The 18,526-nt window shown below is 64.7% G+C and carries 15 protein-coding genes and 1 pseudogene; 9 read left to right on the forward strand and 7 right to left on the reverse strand.

Going from position 1 to position 18,526, the window contains the following annotated elements; genetic code table 11:
- Positions 1-19: 19 nt before the first annotated feature.
- Positions 20-3,511 (reverse strand): transcription-repair coupling factor, encoded by a 3,492-nt coding sequence (gene mfd, locus HD883_RS02105; RefSeq protein WP_179588050.1) that lies wholly within the window; start codon positions 3,509-3,511, stop codon positions 20-22.
- A 71-nt stretch (positions 3,512-3,582) separates the two neighbouring features.
- Between mfd and HD883_RS02110 the strand changes: the two genes are divergently transcribed.
- The 3 genes and pseudogenes from HD883_RS02110 (at position 3,583) to HD883_RS02120 (ending at position 5,284) form a co-directional block, all read left to right on the forward strand.
- Positions 3,583-4,350 (forward strand): IspD/TarI family cytidylyltransferase, encoded by a 768-nt coding sequence (locus tag HD883_RS02110; protein WP_179588049.1) that lies wholly within the window; start codon positions 3,583-3,585, stop codon positions 4,348-4,350.
- The gene (gene ispF / locus HD883_RS02115) at positions 4,337-4,894 is read left to right on the forward strand and encodes a 2-C-methyl-D-erythritol 2,4-cyclodiphosphate synthase (protein WP_179588048.1); all 558 of its coding nucleotides are present in this window, start codon (positions 4,337-4,339) and stop codon (positions 4,892-4,894) included. Before HD883_RS02110 ends, ispF begins: the two co-directional genes overlap by 14 nt.
- Before the next feature lie 37 nt (positions 4,895-4,931).
- Positions 4,932-5,284, forward strand: a pseudogene (locus HD883_RS02120) (antibiotic biosynthesis monooxygenase family protein).
- A 114-nt stretch (positions 5,285-5,398) separates the two neighbouring features.
- Here HD883_RS02120 and HD883_RS02125 read toward each other — a convergent pair.
- From HD883_RS02125 to ompR, 4 genes are all read right to left on the reverse strand, one after another.
- On the reverse strand, positions 5,399-5,917 hold the full coding sequence (locus HD883_RS02125) for a carboxymuconolactone decarboxylase family protein (protein ID WP_179588047.1): 519 nt from the start codon (positions 5,915-5,917) through the stop codon (positions 5,399-5,401).
- A 129-nt stretch (positions 5,918-6,046) separates the two neighbouring features.
- Positions 6,047-6,595, reverse strand: coding sequence for a peroxiredoxin (locus tag HD883_RS02130; RefSeq protein ID WP_179588046.1), 549 nt, complete (start codon positions 6,593-6,595; stop codon positions 6,047-6,049).
- Positions 6,596-6,620: 25 nt separating this feature from the next.
- Positions 6,621-7,982: a sensor histidine kinase gene (locus HD883_RS02135; RefSeq protein WP_179588045.1), complete on the reverse strand. Its 1,362-nt coding sequence runs from the start codon at positions 7,980-7,982 to the stop codon at positions 6,621-6,623.
- A 16-nt stretch (positions 7,983-7,998) separates the two neighbouring features.
- A complete protein-coding gene (ompR, locus tag HD883_RS02140) occupies positions 7,999-8,727 on the reverse strand; it encodes an osmolarity response regulator transcription factor OmpR (RefSeq protein ID WP_179588044.1) in 729 nt (242 codons plus the stop codon).
- Positions 8,728-8,848: 121 nt separating this feature from the next.
- On the opposite strand from ompR, the gene HD883_RS02145 reads away from it, so the two are divergent.
- From HD883_RS02145 to HD883_RS02155, 4 genes are read left to right on the forward strand one after another with little or no spacing between them, the layout of a single operon-like run.
- On the forward strand, positions 8,849-9,283 hold the full coding sequence (locus HD883_RS02145; protein WP_179588043.1) for a hypothetical protein: 435 nt from the start codon (positions 8,849-8,851) through the stop codon (positions 9,281-9,283).
- 31 nt (positions 9,284-9,314) lie between these two features.
- A complete protein-coding gene (gene tsaB / locus HD883_RS27520; RefSeq protein ID WP_257021954.1) occupies positions 9,315-10,106 on the forward strand; it encodes a tRNA (adenosine(37)-N6)-threonylcarbamoyltransferase complex dimerization subunit type 1 TsaB in 792 nt (263 codons plus the stop codon).
- On the forward strand, positions 10,103-10,630 hold the full coding sequence (gene rimI / locus HD883_RS27525) for a ribosomal protein S18-alanine N-acetyltransferase (RefSeq protein WP_257021955.1): 528 nt from the start codon (positions 10,103-10,105) through the stop codon (positions 10,628-10,630). Before tsaB ends, rimI begins: the two co-directional genes overlap by 4 nt.
- A gap of 41 nt (positions 10,631-10,671) precedes the next feature.
- Entirely contained in the window at positions 10,672-11,625 is a 954-nt protein-coding gene (locus tag HD883_RS02155; protein WP_257021956.1) for a uracil-DNA glycosylase, read from the forward strand.
- A 100-nt stretch (positions 11,626-11,725) separates the two neighbouring features.
- Here HD883_RS02155 and lplT read toward each other — a convergent pair whose 3' ends face one another.
- Entirely contained in the window at positions 11,726-13,051 is a 1,326-nt protein-coding gene (gene lplT, locus HD883_RS02160; RefSeq protein ID WP_179588041.1) for a lysophospholipid transporter LplT, read from the reverse strand.
- Positions 13,052-13,235: 184 nt separating this feature from the next.
- Positions 13,236-13,655 carry a preQ(1) synthase gene (gene queF / locus HD883_RS02165; protein ID WP_179588040.1) on the reverse strand — a complete coding sequence of 140 codons (420 nt, stop codon included), beginning with the start codon at positions 13,653-13,655 and terminating at the stop codon, positions 13,236-13,238.
- 200 nt (positions 13,656-13,855) lie between these two features.
- Between queF and smc the strand changes: the two genes are divergently transcribed.
- Positions 13,856-17,383: a chromosome segregation protein SMC gene (gene smc / locus HD883_RS02170; protein ID WP_179588039.1), complete on the forward strand. Its 3,528-nt coding sequence runs from the start codon at positions 13,856-13,858 to the stop codon at positions 17,381-17,383.
- Between the two features lie 53 nt (positions 17,384-17,436).
- Entirely contained in the window at positions 17,437-18,525 is a 1,089-nt protein-coding gene (locus HD883_RS02175) for a cell division protein ZipA C-terminal FtsZ-binding domain-containing protein (protein ID WP_179588038.1), read from the forward strand.
- Position 18,526: the final 1 nt, after the last annotated feature.

Below are 18,526 nucleotides of genomic sequence, written 5' to 3' on the forward strand. Positions count from 1 at the left end.
CGCGTGCATCGGCACCGCGTCAGACCAGCGACCGCAAGGTCGTCCGGACGGCTTCGACCCGCGACTTCAGGTCGGGCGCCTTGATCTCGATGCGCAGCTTGTCCGGCCCGGCAATTTTGATGTGCTTGTTCTTCTGCACCAGCGTGATGATGCGCATCGGGTCGATCGGCGGATTCGGCACGAATTGCATCACGGCGGCAGCTTCGCTGGCGTCGATCTTGATCACGCCCACGCCCTTGGCCTGCAGCCGCAAACGATGAATGTCGATCAGCGCGCGCGCCGGTTCGGGCAGCTTGCCGAATCGGTCGATCAGTTCTTCCTGAATGATGTCGACCGCGTCGGCATCCTCGCAATTGGCCAACCGCTTGTACACGGCCAGGCGCGCATGCACGTCGCCGCAGTAATCGTTGGGCAGCAGGGCAGGCACGTGCAGATTGATTTCGGTGGTGGCCGACAGTGGCGCATTCAGGTCGGGCTCGCGGCCGTCCTTCAGTGCACGGACGGCTTCATTGAGCATGTCGTTGTACATCTGGAAGCCGACTTCCTGGATGTTGCCCGACTGGTTCTCGCCCAGCACTTCGCCCACGCCGCGGATTTCCAGATCGTGCATGGCCAGGTAGAAACCGGAACCGAGTTCTTCCATGGCCTGAATGGCTTCGAGCCGCTTCTTGGCGTTGCTGGTGATGGCGTCTTCGCCCGGGGTCATCAGATAGGCATAGGCCTGGTGGTGCGAGCGCCCGACGCGGCCGCGCAACTGGTGCAACTGGGCCAGGCCAAAACGATCGGCACGGTGGATGACGATGGTGTTGGCGCTCGGCACGTCAATGCCGGTTTCAATGATGGTCGTGCACAGCAGCACGTTGAACTTCTGTTGATAGAAGCCCTTCATGACCTGTTCCAGTTCCCGTTCGGGCATCTGGCCATGGGCCACGGCAATACGCGCTTCGGGCACCAGTTCTTCCAGCTTGGCGCGCCGATTGTGGATGGTGTCCACTTCATTGTGCAGGAAGTAGACCTGCCCGCCGCGCTTCAATTCGCGCAACAACGCTTCGCGCACGGTGCTGTTGTCTTCCCGGCGCACGAAGGTCTTGATCGCCAGCCGCTTCTGCGGCGCCGTGGCAATCACGGAAAAGTCGCGGATGCCTTCCAGGGACAGCCCCAGCGTGCGTGGAATCGGCGTAGCGGTCAGCGTCAGCACGTCCACCTCGGCGCGCAGCGCCTTCAGGGCTTCCTTCTGGCGCACGCCAAAACGGTGTTCCTCGTCGATGATGACCAGGCCCAGGTTCTTGAACTTGACCTTGTCGGACAGCAGCTTGTGGGTACCGATCACGATGTCGATCTTGCCTTCGTTGATCAGGTCGATCGAGACAGCCATTTCCTTGGCCGACTTGAAACGGGACAGCTCCGCCACGCGCACCGGCCAGTCCGCAAACCGGTCAGCAAAGTTTTGCGCATGCTGTTCGGCAAGCAGGGTGGTGGGGCAAAGAATGGCCACCTGCTTGCTGTTCATCACCGACAGGAAGGCGGCACGCAGCGCAACTTCGGTCTTGCCAAAGCCAACGTCGCCGCACACCAGCCTATCCATCGGTTTGCCGGACGTCATGTCCTGAATCACGGCTTTGATCGCCAGCGACTGGTCCACGGTTTCTTCAAAGCCGAAGGATTCCGCAAACGCTTCGTAGTCGGACAGCGGCAGCTTGAATGCAAAGCCTTCGCGCAAGGCGCGGCGGGCGTAGATGTTCAGCAGTTCGGCCGCGGCATCGCGTGCCTGGGATGCGGCCTTGCGCCGCGCCTTGTCCCACTGGCCCGAACCCAGTTGATGCAAGGGCGCCGTTTCGGGGTCCGACCCGCTGTAGCGCGAGATCACATGGAGCTGCGACACGGGAACATACAGCGTGCTGCCGCCGTTGTACTCCAGGTGCAGAAATTCCATGTCCCCTTCGCCGATGTCCATCACGATCAGGCCCTGGTAGCGCCCGATGCCGTGCTGCGTATGGACGACCGGATCCCCCACCCGCAGTTCGGACAGGTCGCGCACCATCGATTCGACGTTGCTGGCCCGTTCCTGATTGCGCTTGCCGCGGCGGACCGTGTGACCCGTGAACAGGTCGCTTTCGGTCAGGAACAGCAGCTTGCTGTCGGCCAGGCCAAAGCCCGACGACAACGGTGCAATGCCGATGGCAAAGCCGCTGGGCCGCGCCAGGAAATCCTGCACCGATTCCACCGGTTGCGGATGCAGGCCGAAGTCCCCCAGCATCTGCACGATGGTCTCGCGCCGGCCCGCCGATTCGGCGCACAGCAACACATGGGTGTCGGCGGCCGAAACCTGTGCCCGCAGGCGCGCCACCGGGTCGTCGGCCTTGCGCTGCACGGCCACGTCGGGCGGCGTGATGAAAGACGGGTGATTGCGATCGGCGGTCAGCGCCAGCCGGGGAAACTGCCGCAGGTGGCCGAACAGGCCTTCAGTGTCCAGGAAGATGCGGGCGGGCGCCAGAATCGGCCGTTCGCGGTCGCTTTTCAGGAAGCCATACCGGCTGGCCGTGTCGGCTTCAAAGCGGCGGATCGCGTCTTCGGTATCGCCCAACGTGACCGTGATCGCGTCCTTGGGCAGGTAGTCGAACAGCGTGGCGGTGTCGTCAAAGAACAGCGGCAGGTAGTACTCGACACCCGGAAAGGCGATGCCGCTGCCGATGTCCTTGTACGGCATGGCCCGTGACGGGTCGCCTTCAAAGAATTCCCGGAAGCGGGCGCGAAAGTCGTTGCGCGCGGCCTCGTCCATCGGGAACTCACGGCCCGGCAGCATCTGCACTTCCTTGACCGGATAGACGCTGCGCTGCGTGTCGATGTCGAAGCTGCGGATCGATTCGATGGTGTCATCGAACAGGTCGATCCGGTAGGGCAGGGCCGACCCCATCGGGAACAGGTCGATCAGTCCGCCACGAATGCAGAACTCGCCCGGCGCCGTCACTTGCGTGACGTGCGAGTAGTTGGCAAGCGTCAGCTGCGCGCGCAGCGCCGATTCGTCCAGCCGGTCGCCCTGCTTGAACGAGAACGTGTAGGCCGCCAGGAACGACGGCGGCGCGAGCCGGTACATGGCGGTCGTGACCGGCACCGTCAACACGTCCACCGTGCCGCTCGACAGGCCATGGAGCGCCTTCAGGCGTTCCGAGATCAGGTCTTCATGCGGCGAAAACGCGTCGTAAGGCAGCGTTTCCCAGTCAGGGAATTGATTCACCCGCAGTTCGGGCGCGAACTGGCGGATTTCTTCAGCCAGGCGCTGCGCATCGAGCGGGTCGGCCGTCAGGATGGCCAGGGGGCGTTTTGCCTGCCGGGCCAGATCCGCCAGCAGCCAGGCATCGCCCGCGCCCGGAGGACGTGGCTGGCCATAACGTTCCCCCGTCTTGAGCGCTGCGAGCAGCGCACGCGTCAAGGCAGACGGCGCAGGAAGGCCGTCGGTCACGGGACGGGAGGGGGAGGCAGACGGCTTGATAGCGGAGGTGGGAGCGGACATCAGTGTCAAGGTTGAGTGATCCGCGCCGGGGGCCAGCGCGAGCGTCACGGCAATTCCGTATTATAGGAGGCATGCACGCACCCCCTCAGTTAATCGCAATCGTCCCTGCGGCCGGCGTCGGTGCGCGGGCTGCCCCGCGCCAAGCCGATACTAACCACGCAGCGACGTCCAGATCCGTCACGCCCAAACAGTACCGCCTGCTGGCGGGCCAGCCGATGCTGCGCCGCGCGGTGCACGCCTTGCTGCAGGACGCCCGCATCACCCGTGTCGTGGTCGCCGTGACCGAGGGCGACCCCTGGGCCCCTGAGGCCTTGCAGGGCATGGACCGTGTCGACATCCTGCCTTGCGGTGGCGCCACCCGGGCCGACACTGTCCGCAACACCCTGGCAGCGCTGGACCTGCCCGATGACGCCTGGGCGCTGGTCCATGATGCGGCGCGTCCGGGATTGTCGGCAGCCATTCTTGCCGATCTGATTGACACCTGCCTGAATCAGGCCGGGGGCAACCCAGGCGAAACCACCGGCGGCCTGGTCGCCATGCGCGTTGCCGACACGATCAAGTCGCAAGATCCGGACCGCGCCCAGCCACCGCGCGTGGCGGCCACCGTGCCGCGAGACCACTTGTGGCAGGCGCAGACGCCGCAGATGTTTCCCGCCGGCCTGCTGCGCGCGGCGCTTGATACTGCCGTCCGGCAAGGCACCGTCGTGACCGACGAAGCCAGCGCCATGGAAGCGCTAGGCTACGCACCCTGCTTAGTTCCGGGCTCATTGAAGAATTTCAAGCTGACCTGGCCCGAAGATTTTGACTTGATGGAAAGATGGATCGATGACCACGCATGATGCCCCCCCCAGCTACTTCCCCTTTCGCATCGGCCAGGGGTTCGATGTGCATGCCCTGGTGCCCGATCGGCCGCTGATCATCGGTGGCGTGACGATTCCGCATACCCACGGTTTGCTGGGACATTCGGACGCCGACGTGCTGCTGCATGCGATCACCGACGCGGTGCTGGGCGCCGCGGCGCTGGGCGACATTGGCCGCCTGTTTCCCGACACCGATGCCGCCTATGCCGGCGCGGACAGCCGCGTGCTGCTGCGTACCGCCATGCAGCGCGTGGACGACGCCGGCTGGCAGGTGGTGAACGTCGATGCCACCGTGCATGCACAGGCCCCCAAGATCGGGCCGCATGCGCCGGCCATGGTGCGCAATATTGCCGACGACCTGCGCATTCCGGTCAACTGCGTCAACATCAAGGCCAAGACCAACGAGTCCCTGGGCTATCTGGGCCGCAAGGAAGGCATCGCCGCCACGGTGGTGGCGATGCTGGCGCGCAAGCCCGAACCGGTCGTGTTCAAGGATCTGTACGACGGCGAAGGCGGAGCCTAGCGTGGTCAACGACGTTCCTCCTGCGGAGGCACCCGCTCTGTATTCGTCGACATTCACGTTTGCCGCAGGGCGCTACGACGACGCTTTCCACGCACTCGACAAGGTGATTGCCGGCGCTGCGAAGGAAATCGAGGGCTACCTGGGTGAAGAAACTTGGGAAAATCCAGCGACCGGCCTGGTCTCCAACGTGTACTACTGGGATTCCATGCACGATTGGAAACCCTGATGGCCCATCCGGCCCACATTGCCGCCAAGCGTCAGCAAGCACAATGGCTCAACGGCTTTCAGGTAGTGATCGCGCAAGTGATTGGCGTCTACGGCGACAAGGGGATCGCCCATCCGCTTCAGGGCCACCATCGTCCAATGGTCCGGCCCAATCCGAATTCGTGAACGGCAAAACGTCCGTCTGGCCTCACAGTCGACGGACGTGTTGTTGACAGACTTGCTCACGCCCCATGAACAGGCCAGCACCTTGATGATCAGGCGTCCTCGAACGCCTCTCTTTTACTTGCCTTCGGCCGCCAGCACTTGCGCGGCCGCGTTCACCACGGCCGCGATCCGGCCGGCGTCGCGCAGTTGTTCCGTCGACAGGCCTTCCTGCTTCAGCGTCGCGTAGTGCGACTTGACGCAGAAATGGCATTTGCCAATGATGGACGCCACCAGCGCAAACAGCTCGAAGCGCTTCTTGTCGACGCCGCCGTGCGTCGCATACGCATTCATGCGTAGTTGCGGGGCGAGCGTCCTTAATTGCGCGTCGTCAGACATTTCCGGGTAGGGATACCAGACGTTGTTCATGCCCATCAGCGCCGCCGCCGTCAGCGCCGCGTTCGCATCGGTATCCGACAGCCCGCTTTTGAAAGCGTCGATCAGGAACTTGCTCTTGGCCGCGTAGGCCGCCGCCAGGGCCGAACCCACCGCGTCTTCGGGCGACAAGGACGATCGGCTGATGACGGCATCCAGATTCAGGCGGATGTCTTTGGCATAGTCGGGAATGCTTTCTTTGATTGATGCAAGGAATTCCATAGCGTTTTCCTATGATTCGATGTCAATGAAAGCCCGGGGCTACCGGGCTTTGTGGGTGGCGGCCGCAGCACCGGCTGCGGCGTGGACAACGCGCATGACCCTGTCAGGCGTCGTCCGTGCCATGACGCGTCACAGCGTCGAGCCGCCGACATCACGGCCGCACGCGCACAGCTCGTCGGTTTGCAGGCCGTCCAGCAAGCGCAGTACTTCTTCAGGGTTGCGGCCGACGTTCAGATTGTTGACCGAGACGTGCTGAATGGTGTTGTCAGGGTCCACGATGAATGTGGCACGCAGCGCCACGCCTTCCGTCTTGTCGCGGATGCCCAGCTGATCCACCAGTTCACCGCGCACGTCGCCAAACTGGTAGTGGTTCAGCCTGGACAGGTCCGGATGTTCCCGGCGCCACGCCAGCTTCACGAATTCGTTGTCGACCGAGCCGCCCATCAGGACGGCATCGCGATCTTCGAAATCCTTGGCCAGCTTCGCGAACCCGACGATCTCGGTCGGGCACACGAACGTAAAGTCCTTCGGGTAGAAGTAGATGATCTTCCACTTGCCAGGGAACGAGCTTTCCGTGATGGTCTCGAACGCCGAAGCGCCGTTTTCTTCATGCGCATTGAAGCCGGGCTTGACGCCATTGACCCTGAATGCTTCGAGTTTTTCGCCGACAGTTTTCATGTTCTCTCCAGGATTCCGTGAAAAGTCACTTTCCGTCCGCGGATCGGACAGACGAAGCTGCCAGCACGATTCGGGCCACCAATCCACCCCCGTCACGCGGCACCAGAGTCAGCGTACCACCCGCGCGTTGCAGCAGGCGACGCACGATCGCCAATCCCAGACCGGCTCCGCCCGCGTCCGTCCGCGCGTCCGACCCCCGCGTGAATGGGCGCAGCAGACGCGGCACGTCTTCGGCCTTGATACCCGGCCCACGGTCCGCGACTTCGATCACGACGTTGGCCCCTTGGGGCTTTACGCTGACATCGATCCGCAGCGGGACATCCGGCCCATGACCATAGCGTCGGGCGTTCTCGATCAGATTGCCCACCGCGCGCTGCAGATCCGGCGCGGCAATGCGCGCCCACAGATCGGGACGGACGTCGGCCGACAGCGAGCCGCCCAGGGCTTCCGTATGGCTGCGTTCGCGTTCGATCAGATCGGACACCAGTTCCGACACGTTGTGGGTCGAGTCGGTCGACGACGCCGGACGGGCGTATTCCATGAACTGACCGATGGTGCGGTTGATCTGCTCGACGTCCTCATCGATCGCGTTGCGCGACGCTTCGGATGCGCCACTCATTTCGATCTCGAGCCGCAGCCGCGCCAGCGGTGTGCGCAGGTCGTGCGAGATCCCGGCCAGCATCAACGCTCGATCCGCCTCGGCACGGTCCAGCTCTTCCACCATGCGGTTGAAGCTGGTGTTCACGCGGCGGATTTCTTCCGGACCGCTTTCGGGCAGGGGGGAGGGCGTCTCGCCACGCGACAGCGCCTGCGTGGCCCGCGACAACCGGGACAAGGGCCGGTTGACGAAGCCCACGATCACCGCGGCGCCTAATAACGACAGCAGCAGGGCTGCCGCGCCCCAGCCCAGCCACTCGACGCCTGGCACCCGCTCGGCACGATCGCGCTCGACGACCATCCAGTAGGCATCGTCGTCGATCGAAAAACTGACCCACAGGCCGGGGATGCGGTTGACCTCCCAGGCGACGATGGTGTCGGGACCCAGGCGATCCACCACCTGTTCTTCCACGCGCTGCAACACCTGCCGATTCGGGATGGGCACGGTGTTGTCGCCGGATTCGCGGGGGTAGACCTGGATGCCCTCGTTCGTAGCGAGGTCCAGAAGAAGATAGCGTCGCTCTCGGGGTGCCGAGTGCACCAGTGCGGCGCGGGTGATGTTGACGACGGTGACGATCTGCTGCGCGACCTGCTGCGCGCGCGGCTCCACTTCCATGCTTCGGAAAGCCTGGAGCCACGCGGCCAGACTGGCCGTCATCAGGACGGTCAATAATAGAAAGGTGCGGCTGAACAGGCCTAAGCGAGACGCCACACGCAGGGCGACGGACATGAAAAATCAGGTGCCGTCAGCTGCCGCCATCGGGAACGAACACGTAGCCCAGGCCCCAGACGGTCTGGATGAACACGGGCTTCGCGGGATCGGGTTCGATCAGCTTGCGCAGACGCGAGATCTGCACGTCCAGGCTGCGGTCGAACGCTTCGTACTCACGGCCACGCGCCAATTCCATCAACTTGTCGCGCGAAAGCGGGATCTTGGGATGGCGGGCGAATACCTTCAGCACCGAGAATTCGCCGGTGGTCAGGGCGACCGGCTCGTTGTCGCGCGTCAGGGTACGGGTGGCCAGGTTCAGCACATACGGGCCGAACGATACGGATTCGTTGTCCTGGCTCGGTGCGCCCGGATGTTCTTCCGGACCCCGGCGGCGCAGCACGGCGTTGACACGGGCCAGCAGTTCGCGCGGGTTGAAAGGCTTGGGCAGGTAGTCGTCGGCGCCCATTTCCAGGCCGACGATACGGTCCACGTCCTCGGCCTTGGCCGTCAACATGATGATCGGGGTGCTGTCCCGCGCGCCGCGCAGACGGCGGCAGATGGACAGGCCATCTTCGCCGGGCAGCATCAGGTCCAGGACAAGCAGATCGAAACGCTCGCGTTGCCAGAGCTTGTTCATGGTCTGGGCGTTTTCCGCGACCCAGACAGAGAAGCCCTGCTCGGCAAGGTAGCGGCGCAGAAGGTCGCGCAGACGCACGTCGTCATCGACGACGAGGATTTTTTTGGGGGCGTTGGCTAGAGACATGCGGCAAATGTAACGGAGCCAGTTGTATCAATCCAGCAAGGGACATTGGTTGTTACAGAAATGGGGACTTGGTCACGGCTGAGTGCGTGAGCCCCCGATTTCACCGTCGTATGATGGAGTCGTGAACAAAGTCATCCTTCCCATTTCCTTGCGCAAACGGTGGACTCGCGGTCCGCTTGCCATCGCCGGTCTGGCAGTGGTGGTAGCCGCTGCGTCGGCAGGTGTGGTAATTGCGCAGACGCGTGACGCGCGCCAGCAGGCGCGGGTGGCGGGAGCGTCGCGGGATGGGATGCAGGCCGACATGGAAGGGCGGATCGACCGCGCCCTGTCGCGCACGTTGGAAGCCAGGGCTGCCGACGGCCGCACGGCCGTGCTGGCGGACGGCCCGGTGGGTATGGTGTCGGCCGGTATGGACGGTTGGGCCGGCCCGGTCACGCAAGACGAGCGCCAGCAGGTGCCGCGCAAGTTGACGTCGGAAGAGCGCAATCAGTTGCGCCAGGAAATCCGCAACGCCAGCCAGGAAGTCTACCAGCCGTACCGCGACAAGAAGCGCTGATTCGGCCGCCGACGTCTTACAATCGCAGCCTATGTCGCTGCATATCCTTTCTCTAGAAACGTCTTCCGCCTGGTGCGGCGTGGCCCTGCTGCGCACGCCGGCCGACATGTTGTCCCCTCCCGGCCTCATTTCCCGCGAACACCAAGGTGTGCAGGAACATTCCGCACGCCTGTTGCCCATGATCGACGAGGTCCTGGCTGAAGCGGGCATTGCCCGGTCGGCCATCGACGCCATTGCGTTTGGCCAGGGGCCGGGGGGATTTACCGGACTGCGGGTCGCCTGTGGTGTCGCCCAGGGACTGGGCTTTGCGCTGGACCGCCCGGTGCTGCCGGTGGTGTCCCATGCCGCGGTGGCCGTTCAGGCCCGGCCCACGTCCGGGCAGCCCGTCGTGGTCGCCATGGATGCCCGCATGCAGGAAGTGTATGTGGCCGCCTATGCGCATCCCACTGAAGGGGAACAGCAGGTGCTGCTGGAGCCCCAACTGATGGCGCTGGAGGGGCTGGAGATGTGGTTGCGGGCGACGTTCGGCGTGGAAGGGGGAGGAATGGGCGGGTGGCTGGCAGGCGATGCCGCCGCCGCGTATCCGGATGCCTTTTCGGGCGTGCCGGAGGCCCGGCGCTTGCCCGAGGCGGTGCGCCCGACCGCTTCCGCCGTGGCGACGCTGGCCTGGCGCGCCTGGCTGCGGGGTGAGGCGATCGCGCCGGAATTGGCCATGCCGCTGTATGTGCGCGACAAGGTCGCCTTTACGACGGCGGAACGTCTGCTGGGTGCCGGCGGCAATCCCAAGGTCGCGCCAGCGGCGCTGGCAGGAGAGGGCGCATGACGTCGACGGCCCCCGTTTCCGCCGCGTTCGCGCGGCCCCAGGCAATGTCGCCCGCGGATCTTGACGACGTCGAACGCATCGAAAAAGCGGTGTATGCCTTTCCGTGGACCCGCAAGAATTTCGCCGACTCGATCAGCTCGGGCTACAGCGCCTGGGTGGTGCGGGACGCGGGCGCCATGCTGGGGTACTGCGTGCTGATGATGGTGCTGGATGAAGGCCATCTGCTGAACATCAGCGTGGCCAAGGACGCGCAGGGCAGAGGCGTCGGGCGCCATCTGCTGGACTGGACCGAAAAGGTGGCGGTGTCGTTGGGCGCACGCACGGTGCTGCTGGAAGTGCGGCCGTCCAATCCGGTGGCGCAAGGTTTCTACGAGCGGCACCGGTACGAACGGATCGGCGTGCGGCGCAACTACTATCCGGCGCCCGATGGCCGCGAAGACGCAATCGTGATGCGCAAGACCTTCCTGGCCGGTGAACACCAGGTCAACGGGTCGGCGCGGCAGGCCGGGCGGGGAGCGCTATGAGCGACGCAAAGCCTCAGGATCCCCGGCAAAGCAGCGTGCCCATGAACGCGGTACGCAAGGCATGGCTGCGCGAACTGGGAATCGAGCGGGTGTGGGCGGCGGGCAGCGCGCCCGGCGTCGCCGTGGCGCACGCCAACGCGGCTGGCGTGTCGGCAGCGGAACCGGTGACGGCAGTGGATCCCGCGACGGCGGAGCCGCCTGCGCCGCGGGATGACGACGGGGCGCAGGTCGAACCTGCCGCTCTGGAAGTCGCAAGTATCCGCCAGGAGGGCCGGGAGCTGAACGCGGAAGCGGCCGGCGCAGTCACGGTGCTGCAGCCGCAGGCTGAACTCGTCGCGAAGCACAGGGCTGACCTGCCGGAAGTCGCGCAGGAAGTCATCCGCGTCGTGCCGGCCCTGGCGCCGACCTCCGACCTGTCGCCAAAAGAAGCCTGGATGCTGCTGCAGCAGGAAGTGCGCGGCTGTGTCGCCTGTGGACTCTGCAAGACGCGCACGCAAACCGTGTTCGGGGGCGGGGTGCGGCGGGCCCGCTGGATGGTGATCGGCGAAGCGCCCGGCGAGCAGGAAGACAAGCAGGGCAAACCGTTTGTCGGCAAGTCCGGCAAGCTGCTGGACAGCATGCTGGCGTCCGTCGGCCATTCCCGCGACCGCGACGTGTTCATCGCCAACGTCATCAAATGCCGGCCGCCCGGCAATCGCGATCCGTTGCCCGAAGAGGTCGCCACCTGCAGCCCCTATCTGATGCGCCAGATCGCGTCGGTGCAGCCCGAATTGATCCTGGTGCTGGGGCGGTTCGCCGCGCAGGCCTTGCTGGGCAGCACGGCGGCCATCTCCGCCTTGCGCGGCCGTGCCCATGAGATCGATGTGGAAGGCAAGCCGGTGCCCGTGGTGGTGAGCTACCACCCGGCGTATCTGCTGCGCAGCCCGCAGGAAAAGAGCCGCGCCTGGCAGGACCTGCAGCTGGCGGCGTCGCTCGAAAAGGCGCCGGCGCAATAAAAAAACGGGATGCTTTCAGAAGCATCCCGTTTTTGCATGAGCGACCAAAGCAGGGCGTACTAACCCTGGCTACAACGCCCCTGATCGTCGTGTTTTGCGCTTAGCCGTGATCACACCGCAGCGCCGTGCCGTGCGCCCGGCTGCCGATCACCTGATCCAGGTCCGGGTGCAACTGGTGATTGCGCTTGTTCCACAGCATGATGAGCACCATCAACCCCGCCACCAGCGAACCGAAGATCACGATGATGGTGTTGATCGGCAGCTTCAGCGCCAGCATCAGCGAATACACCGCCACCATCAGCAGAATGTTCAACTGTTCATTGAAGTTCTGCACGGCAATGGAGTGGCCGGCCGACAGCAGCACATGGCCGCGATGCTGCAGCAGCGCGTTCATCGGCACCACAAAGAAGCCGCCCAGGCCACCGATCACGATCAGCAGCGTATAGACAAACCACTTTTCGTAGGCAAACGGCATCAGCATGACCACGAGGCCCATGCCCACGCCCACCGGCAGCACGCTCAGCGCCTTGTGCAGCGGAATGCGCCCGGCCAGCATGGCGCCGGCCACGGTGCCGAACGACGCGACGCCCATCAATATGGATGCCTTGTTCAGCGGCAAGCCAAGCTGGACGCGGCCCCACTCGATCACGATCAGCTGCAAGGTGGCGCCTGCGCCCCAGAACAGTGTCGTGACGGCCAACGAAATCTGGCCCAGCTTGTCGCGCCACAAGGTGCGGACGAAACAGCCGAACTCGACCACCAGCCGGACCGGATTGCGCTGCTGGCGCGGGTAGGCCACACCCGTTCGCGGAATCAGCAGATTGAAGAATGCCGCCACCAGATAGACCAGGGCAATCACCAGGATGGCCGCTTCGGCCGGCGTGTCGACGCCCAGCGTGATCGACGGGATCGGGTCGATCCCCAGCAACCACGTGGAAATCTTGGGGCTGATCAGCGCGCCGCCCACGACGACGCCAAGGATGATCGACACCACCGTCAGGCCTTCGATCCAGCTGTTGCCCTTGACGAGCTGCTCGGGCGGAAGGAGTTCGGTGATGATGCCGTACTTGGCAGGGGAGTAGGCCGCGGCGCCGATGCCGACCAGTGCATAGGCCATCGCCACCACATACACCTGGTGCCCCTCGGCCATGCCAAGGTTGGCATACATGAACATGAGCAGACAGCCGCACACCTTGATGGTGTTGGTCGCGAACATGACGCGGCCCTTGGGGAAGCTGTCCGCCAGCGCGCCGACGAAGGCGGCCAGGACCACATACGACAGGGCGAACGACCACTTGATCATCGGCGTCATCCACGCCGGACCGTCCAGTTGCTGGATCAGCGCAATCGCTGCGATGAACAAGGCATTGTCGGCGAGCGACGAAAAAAACTGCGCCGCCATGATCAAGTAAAAGCCACGTCTCATCGGTTGTCGGTCTGACTCGGGCGCCTGCGTTGAATGGGAGGAAACGAGCGCGGTCATCGAGACGGCACTCCGCCACGGCACCAACAGGGCACCATGGCGGACGATTTATAGCACGCGTGCACCGATATTTGCCTTTTCAGTTGTGTGAGGCAGCAAGGGAATGTCAGCGCGTTTTGCCGCAAGCTCAACCGCGCGTATTGCTGCCCGTATCGAACTGTTGGAGGTTCACGGCCGGGAGAGGTTCCCAACCCGGCTGGCGATGCTCGACCACGACGTTGGTAAAGATGCCACCGCGCACGTACCACTTGGCGGTCAGGCGCAGGAAGCGCGGCGAGATGGCGCCCACGATGTCGTCGACGATCTGATTGGTGACGGCTTCATGGAAGGCGCCGTCGTTGCGGAAGCTCCAGGTATAGAGCTTCAGGCTTTTCAGTTCGACACAAAGTTGGTCGGGGATGTAGTCGATAATCAGCACCGCGAAATCCGGCTGGCCGGTCAACGGGCACAGGCAGGTGAATTCGGGCACCTCGATATGGATCTGGAAATCCCGCTTCTGGCTGGGATTGGGGAAGGTATCGAGGGTCTTGGAGGGTTGCGAAGGCATGATGCTGAATGGGGACCTGACGGAATGGTTACGATGGGCGGCTGCACGGTGCAGCAGGCAGGGCGCGACTCGCGGCCCTGCGTGTGGCCCTTTGGTATTATACGGAGCGCCCGGGTACTGTATGCGTTTTCGGTTGCGCCGCACTCCTGCCCTCAGTCCGTGGTTCGTAGTTCCATCCCCCTTCAGGAAGCGCGGTTCCGGTGAGACTTACCCAGATCAAACTCGCAGGATTCAAGTCCTTTGTCGATCCGACGTCGATCCTCGTCCCCAGCCAGCTGGTCGGGGTCGTGGGTCCGAACGGCTGCGGCAAGTCGAACATCATCGACGCGGTGCGTTGGGTGTTGGGCGAATCCAAGGCGTCCGAACTGCGTGGTGAGTCCATGCAGGACGTCATCTTCAATGGTTCCATCAACCGCAAGCCGTCGGCGCGCTCGTCGGTCGAACTGGTGTTCGACAACTCCGAAGGCCGCGCGGCGGGGCAGTGGAGCCAGTATGGCGAAATCGCGGTCAAGCGGGTCCTGACCCGCGACGGCACCAGCAGCTACTACGTCAATAACCAGCAGGTCCGCCGGCGCGACATCCACGACATCTTCCTGGGAACCGGGCTGGGCGCGCGGGGCTACGCCATCATCGGGCAGGGCATGATTTCGCGGATCATCGAGGCCCGCCCCGAAGAACTGCGGGTGTTCCTGGAAGAAGCGGCCGGGGTGTCGCGCTACAAGGAACGCCGCCGCGAAACCGAGAACCGGCTGTCCGACACGCGGGAGAACATGACGCGGGTCGAAGACATCGTCCGCGAACTGACCACGCAGCTGGAAAAGCTGGAAGCGCAGGCCGAGGTTGCGCAAAAGTACCAGACCATGCAGGCCGAAGGCGAAAAGAAGCAGCGCTTTCTGTGGCTGCTGAAAAAGCGCGAAGCCGACCGCGAACGGATGGAATTCGGGCTGGAGATCGAAAAGGCGCAAACCGAGCTGGAAAGCGCCATGGCCGGCCTGCGCAAGCTGGAAGCCGACCTGGAAGGCAGCCGCCAGGCGCACTATGCCGCCAGCGACGCCGTGCACGCCGCCCAGGGCAGCCTGTACGAGGCGAACGGCGAAGTCAGCCGGCTCGAAGCCGAAATCAAGTACGTGGTCGAATCGCGTAACCGAATGCAGGCCCAACTGGCGCAGCTGCAGCAGCAGATCGCCCAGTGGAACGAACAATACGAACACGGCGGTGAAGACCTGGCCCGGGCCGAAGAAGACCTGGCCATTGGCGAAGCGCGCGCTGAAGAAGCCCGCATCACCGCCGAAGAATGGCAGGAAAAGCTGCCCGACGTCGAAACCCAGGTGCGCGAAGCCGTGGCTGGCCTGGCCGCCATGCGCGCGGAACTGGCCCAGGTTGAACAGAATCTGGCGCTGACGGCGCAGGCCCAGCGCGAAGCCGACCGGCAGTTGCAGGCGCTGGCCCAGCGCCGCGAACGGCTGGACCAGGAAGCCCGCAACCTGCAGCGGCCCGATGCCGCGCGCCTGACGCAGCTGACCGGTGACCTGGCCGATACCGAGCAGCGCGTGCGCGAAGCGCAGGAAGACCTGTCCGCGCTGGAAGCCCAACTGCCCCAGGTGGACGCCGGACGCCGCCAGGCGCAGGAAGCCTCGCAGAAAGAAGTCGCGGCCGTTGGCCAGACCGAAGCGCGCCTGCTTGCCCTGACCCGCCTGCAGCAGGACGTGCAAAAGCAAGGCGCCTTGCACCCCTGGCTGGAAAAGCATGAATTGGCCGGGCTGGGCCGACTGTGGCAAAAGCTGCACATCGAACCCGGTTGGGAAGCCGCACTGGAAGCGGTGCTGCGCGAGCGGCTGGCCGCGCTGGAAGTCAGCAATCTGGATTGGGCGCGCGCGTTTTTCAGCGATGCGCCGCCGGCCCGTCTGGCTTTTTTCCAGATGCCGTCGCCGGGCGCCGCGCCCGCCAATGAAGCCGGCCTGACGCCGCTCACATCGCTGCTGCGCATTACCGATCCGCAGTTGCGCACCCTGATGAACGACTGGCTGCGCAACGTCTACACCGCGACCGACGCGGCCCAGGCGCTGGGCGCGCGGCAGCAACTGCCGGACGGCGCCTTGTTCGTGGTGCGGGAAGGGCATCTGATCAGCGCCAACAGCGTGCGCTTCCATGCCGCCGATTCCGAGCAGTCCGGCATGCTGGCGCGCCAGCAGGAAATCGAAAACCTGCAGCGCCAGGTCAAGGCGCAGCAGATGCTGGCCGATGAATCGCGATCGGTGGTGGCCCGGGCCGAGGCGGCCTACCAGCAGGTCGCGCAGGCCATGCCCGCGTCCCGCCAGCGCCTGGCCGAGGTGACGCAGCGCCTGCACGGCATCCAGCTGGAACATTCCAAGTTGTCGCAACAGGCTGCGCAGTCCGAAGAGCGCGCCAGCCGCATCGATGAAGAACGCGCCGAAATCGCCGCCCAGGAAGAAGAAGCCCGCATCCGCAAGGAAGAAGCGGAATTCCGCTTCGAAACCCTGGATGGCGAGCTGGGCGACAAACAGACGGCCTTTGAAGACGCGCAGATGGCGCAGGAACAGCGCGAGGCCAACGCCCAGGCCGGGCGCGAACGCCTGCGCGAGCTGGAACGCGCCGCGCAAGAAGCCAGCTTTGCCGAACGCGGCCTGCGGGCGCGTATCGACGAGCTGCGCCGCACCATGCAGCTGGCGTCGGAACAAAGCCAGCGCGCGCTGGGCGACGCCGAACGGGTGCAGGCTGAACTGCGCGTGCTGGATGACGAGGCCGCCAAGGCAGGTCTGCAGGATGCCCTGGAAGTGCGGGCCGAACGCGAAGACATTCTGGCGCGCGCCCGCATCGAGCTCGACAGCCTGAGCGCGGGCTTGCGCGGCTTTGACGAAGAGCGCCTGACGATCGAACGGTCGCTCGAACCGCGCCGCGCACGTATTACCGAATTGCAGTTGAAGGAACAAGCCGCGCGCCTGGCGCAGGAACAGTACGGCGAACAGCTGTCGAACCAGGAAATCGACCTGGCCGCGCTGGGCGCCGAACTGGACGAGCTGCCCAAGGAATGGCAGCGCGCCAACTGGCTCAATTCCGAAGTGCAGCGCCTGAACCGCGAGATCGGCTTGCTGGGCGCGGTCAACCTGGCGGCGCTGGACGAATTGAAGGCCTCGCGCGAGCGCAAGGACTACCTGGACGCCCAGCAGGGCGACCTGCAGTCGGCCATCGACACCCTGGAAGACGCAATCCGCAAGATCGACAAGGAAACCCGTCAGCTGCTGCAGGAAACCTTCGATATCGTGAACCGCAACTTTGGCGAGCTGTTTCCGTCGCTGTTCGGTGGCGGCGAGGCCAAGCTGGTCATGACCGGCGACGAAATCCTGGATGCGGGCGTGCAGGTCATGGCGCAGCCGCCGGGCAAGCGCAACAGCACCATCCACCTGCTGTCGGGCGGCGAAAAAACCTTGACGGCCACCGCGCTGGTGTTCGCGCTGTTCAAGCTGAACCCCGCGCCGTTCTGTCTGCTGGACGAGGTGGACGCGCCGCTGGACGACGCCAACACCGAGCGGTATGCCAATCTGGTCCGCAGCATGAGCCAGCAGACGCAGTTCCTATTCATTTCGCACAACAAGATCGCCATGGAAATGGCGCATCAACTGGTGGGCGTCACCATGCAGGAGCAGGGCGTGTCGCGCATTGTCGCGGTCGACCTCGAGTCCGCCCTGCAACTTGCCGTGGAGGCCTGACGCCCCATGACCCCTCAATTCCATCCCCGCCCCCTTTTCGGGAACCGTAAAACATGAATGATCTTCAATCCGGGTTGATAGCCCTTGGCGTGCTGGCGATCGTCATCGTGCTTGGCCTCAACTGGTTCCAGGACCACCGCGCGCGCAAGCAGATGCAAGCTCGTTTTCCCGACAACGGGAAAGACCCGCTGCTGACGCCGAGCGATCCGCCGGTCCCCGGAACGTCGCCGGAACTGGTGCGCCGCGAGCCCGGACTGGGCGCCGCGCCGGCGATGGTGGAACCCGTCACCTCGGTCGACTCGGGCGCCCTGGCCGACATCCCGGCGCATGACGCCGAAGAAGCCGACGAAGCCTGCGAAACGGTGATCGATGTGGTGTTCATGGAGCCGGTGCAGGGCGACGAATTGAGCGCGTTCACGCAAGGCATCCGTCATGCCGGCCAGAAGCCGCTGCGGGTGTTTGCGCACACCGCCGATGGCGTGCACCGCAGTTCGATCCGCCCCAACGAACGGTATGCATCGGTGCAGGTTGCCGTTCTGCTGGCCAATCGCAGCGGCGCCTTGACGGCCGGCGAATGGGCCGAAGCCCTGTCGCGGTCGCGGGTGCTGGCGGACCGTTTCGACGGCACCGTCGAAGCCACCGATACGCAGGCCGTGCTGGCCCGTGCCGGCCAACTGGACGGCGCATGCGCCGCGCTGGATGCGCAAGTCGGCATCACGCTGGTGGCGCGCAGCCGCCGCTGGGCGTCGAGCGACATCCTGACCGCCGCGCGCGAAGCCGGTTTTTCGGGCATCCAGGATGGCCGCCTGCCGTGGGTCGACCATGACGGCATCATTCGCTTCACGCTGGGCCGCACCGACGCGGTGTCCTTGGGATCCGCCGGTCCTGCCACCATCGGCCAACTGAATCTGCTGCTGGACGTGCCGCGCGCGCCGGCCGACGAACATGGCTTTGCCCGCATGGCGCAAACGGCACGCACGCTGGCCGCGCGCCTGGAAGCCGACGTGGTCGACGACAACGGCCGTCCGCTGGCCGATGGCGCCGAGCAGGCGATCGACAAGCAGTTGCAGGCGCTGTACGTGCGCCTGGACGACGCCGGTCTGACGGCGGGTTCGGCCCGCGCGCAGCGGGTGTTTGGCTAAG

The organism is Pigmentiphaga litoralis, from assembly GCF_013408655.1.
Taxonomy (GTDB): Bacteria; Pseudomonadota; Gammaproteobacteria; order Burkholderiales; family Burkholderiaceae_B; genus Pigmentiphaga; species Pigmentiphaga litoralis_A.

Coding starts and splice junctions, on each gene's coding strand:
- mfd (WP_179588050.1), bottom strand. CDS start 3,511: ATGTCCGCTCCCACCTCCGCTATCAAGCCGTCTGCCTCCCCCTCCCGT.
- HD883_RS02110 (WP_179588049.1), top strand. CDS start 3,583: ATGCACGCACCCCCTCAGTTAATCGCAATCGTCCCTGCGGCCGGCGTC.
- ispF (WP_179588048.1), top strand. CDS start 4,337: ATGACCACGCATGATGCCCCCCCCAGCTACTTCCCCTTTCGCATCGGC.
- HD883_RS02125 (WP_179588047.1), bottom strand. CDS start 5,917: ATGGAATTCCTTGCATCAATCAAAGAAAGCATTCCCGACTATGCCAAA.
- HD883_RS02130 (WP_179588046.1), bottom strand. CDS start 6,595: ATGAAAACTGTCGGCGAAAAACTCGAAGCATTCAGGGTCAATGGCGTC.
- HD883_RS02135 (WP_179588045.1), bottom strand. CDS start 7,982: ATGTCCGTCGCCCTGCGTGTGGCGTCTCGCTTAGGCCTGTTCAGCCGC.
- ompR (WP_179588044.1), bottom strand. CDS start 8,727: ATGTCTCTAGCCAACGCCCCCAAAAAAATCCTCGTCGTCGATGACGAC.
- tsaB (WP_257021954.1), top strand. CDS start 9,315: ATGTCGCTGCATATCCTTTCTCTAGAAACGTCTTCCGCCTGGTGCGGC.
- rimI (WP_257021955.1), top strand. CDS start 10,103: ATGACGTCGACGGCCCCCGTTTCCGCCGCGTTCGCGCGGCCCCAGGCA.
- HD883_RS02155 (WP_257021956.1), top strand. CDS start 10,672: ATGAACGCGGTACGCAAGGCATGGCTGCGCGAACTGGGAATCGAGCGG.
- lplT (WP_179588041.1), bottom strand. CDS start 13,051: ATGAGACGTGGCTTTTACTTGATCATGGCGGCGCAGTTTTTTTCGTCG.
- queF (WP_179588040.1), bottom strand. CDS start 13,655: ATGCCTTCGCAACCCTCCAAGACCCTCGATACCTTCCCCAATCCCAGC.
- HD883_RS02175 (WP_179588038.1), top strand. CDS start 17,437: ATGAATGATCTTCAATCCGGGTTGATAGCCCTTGGCGTGCTGGCGATC.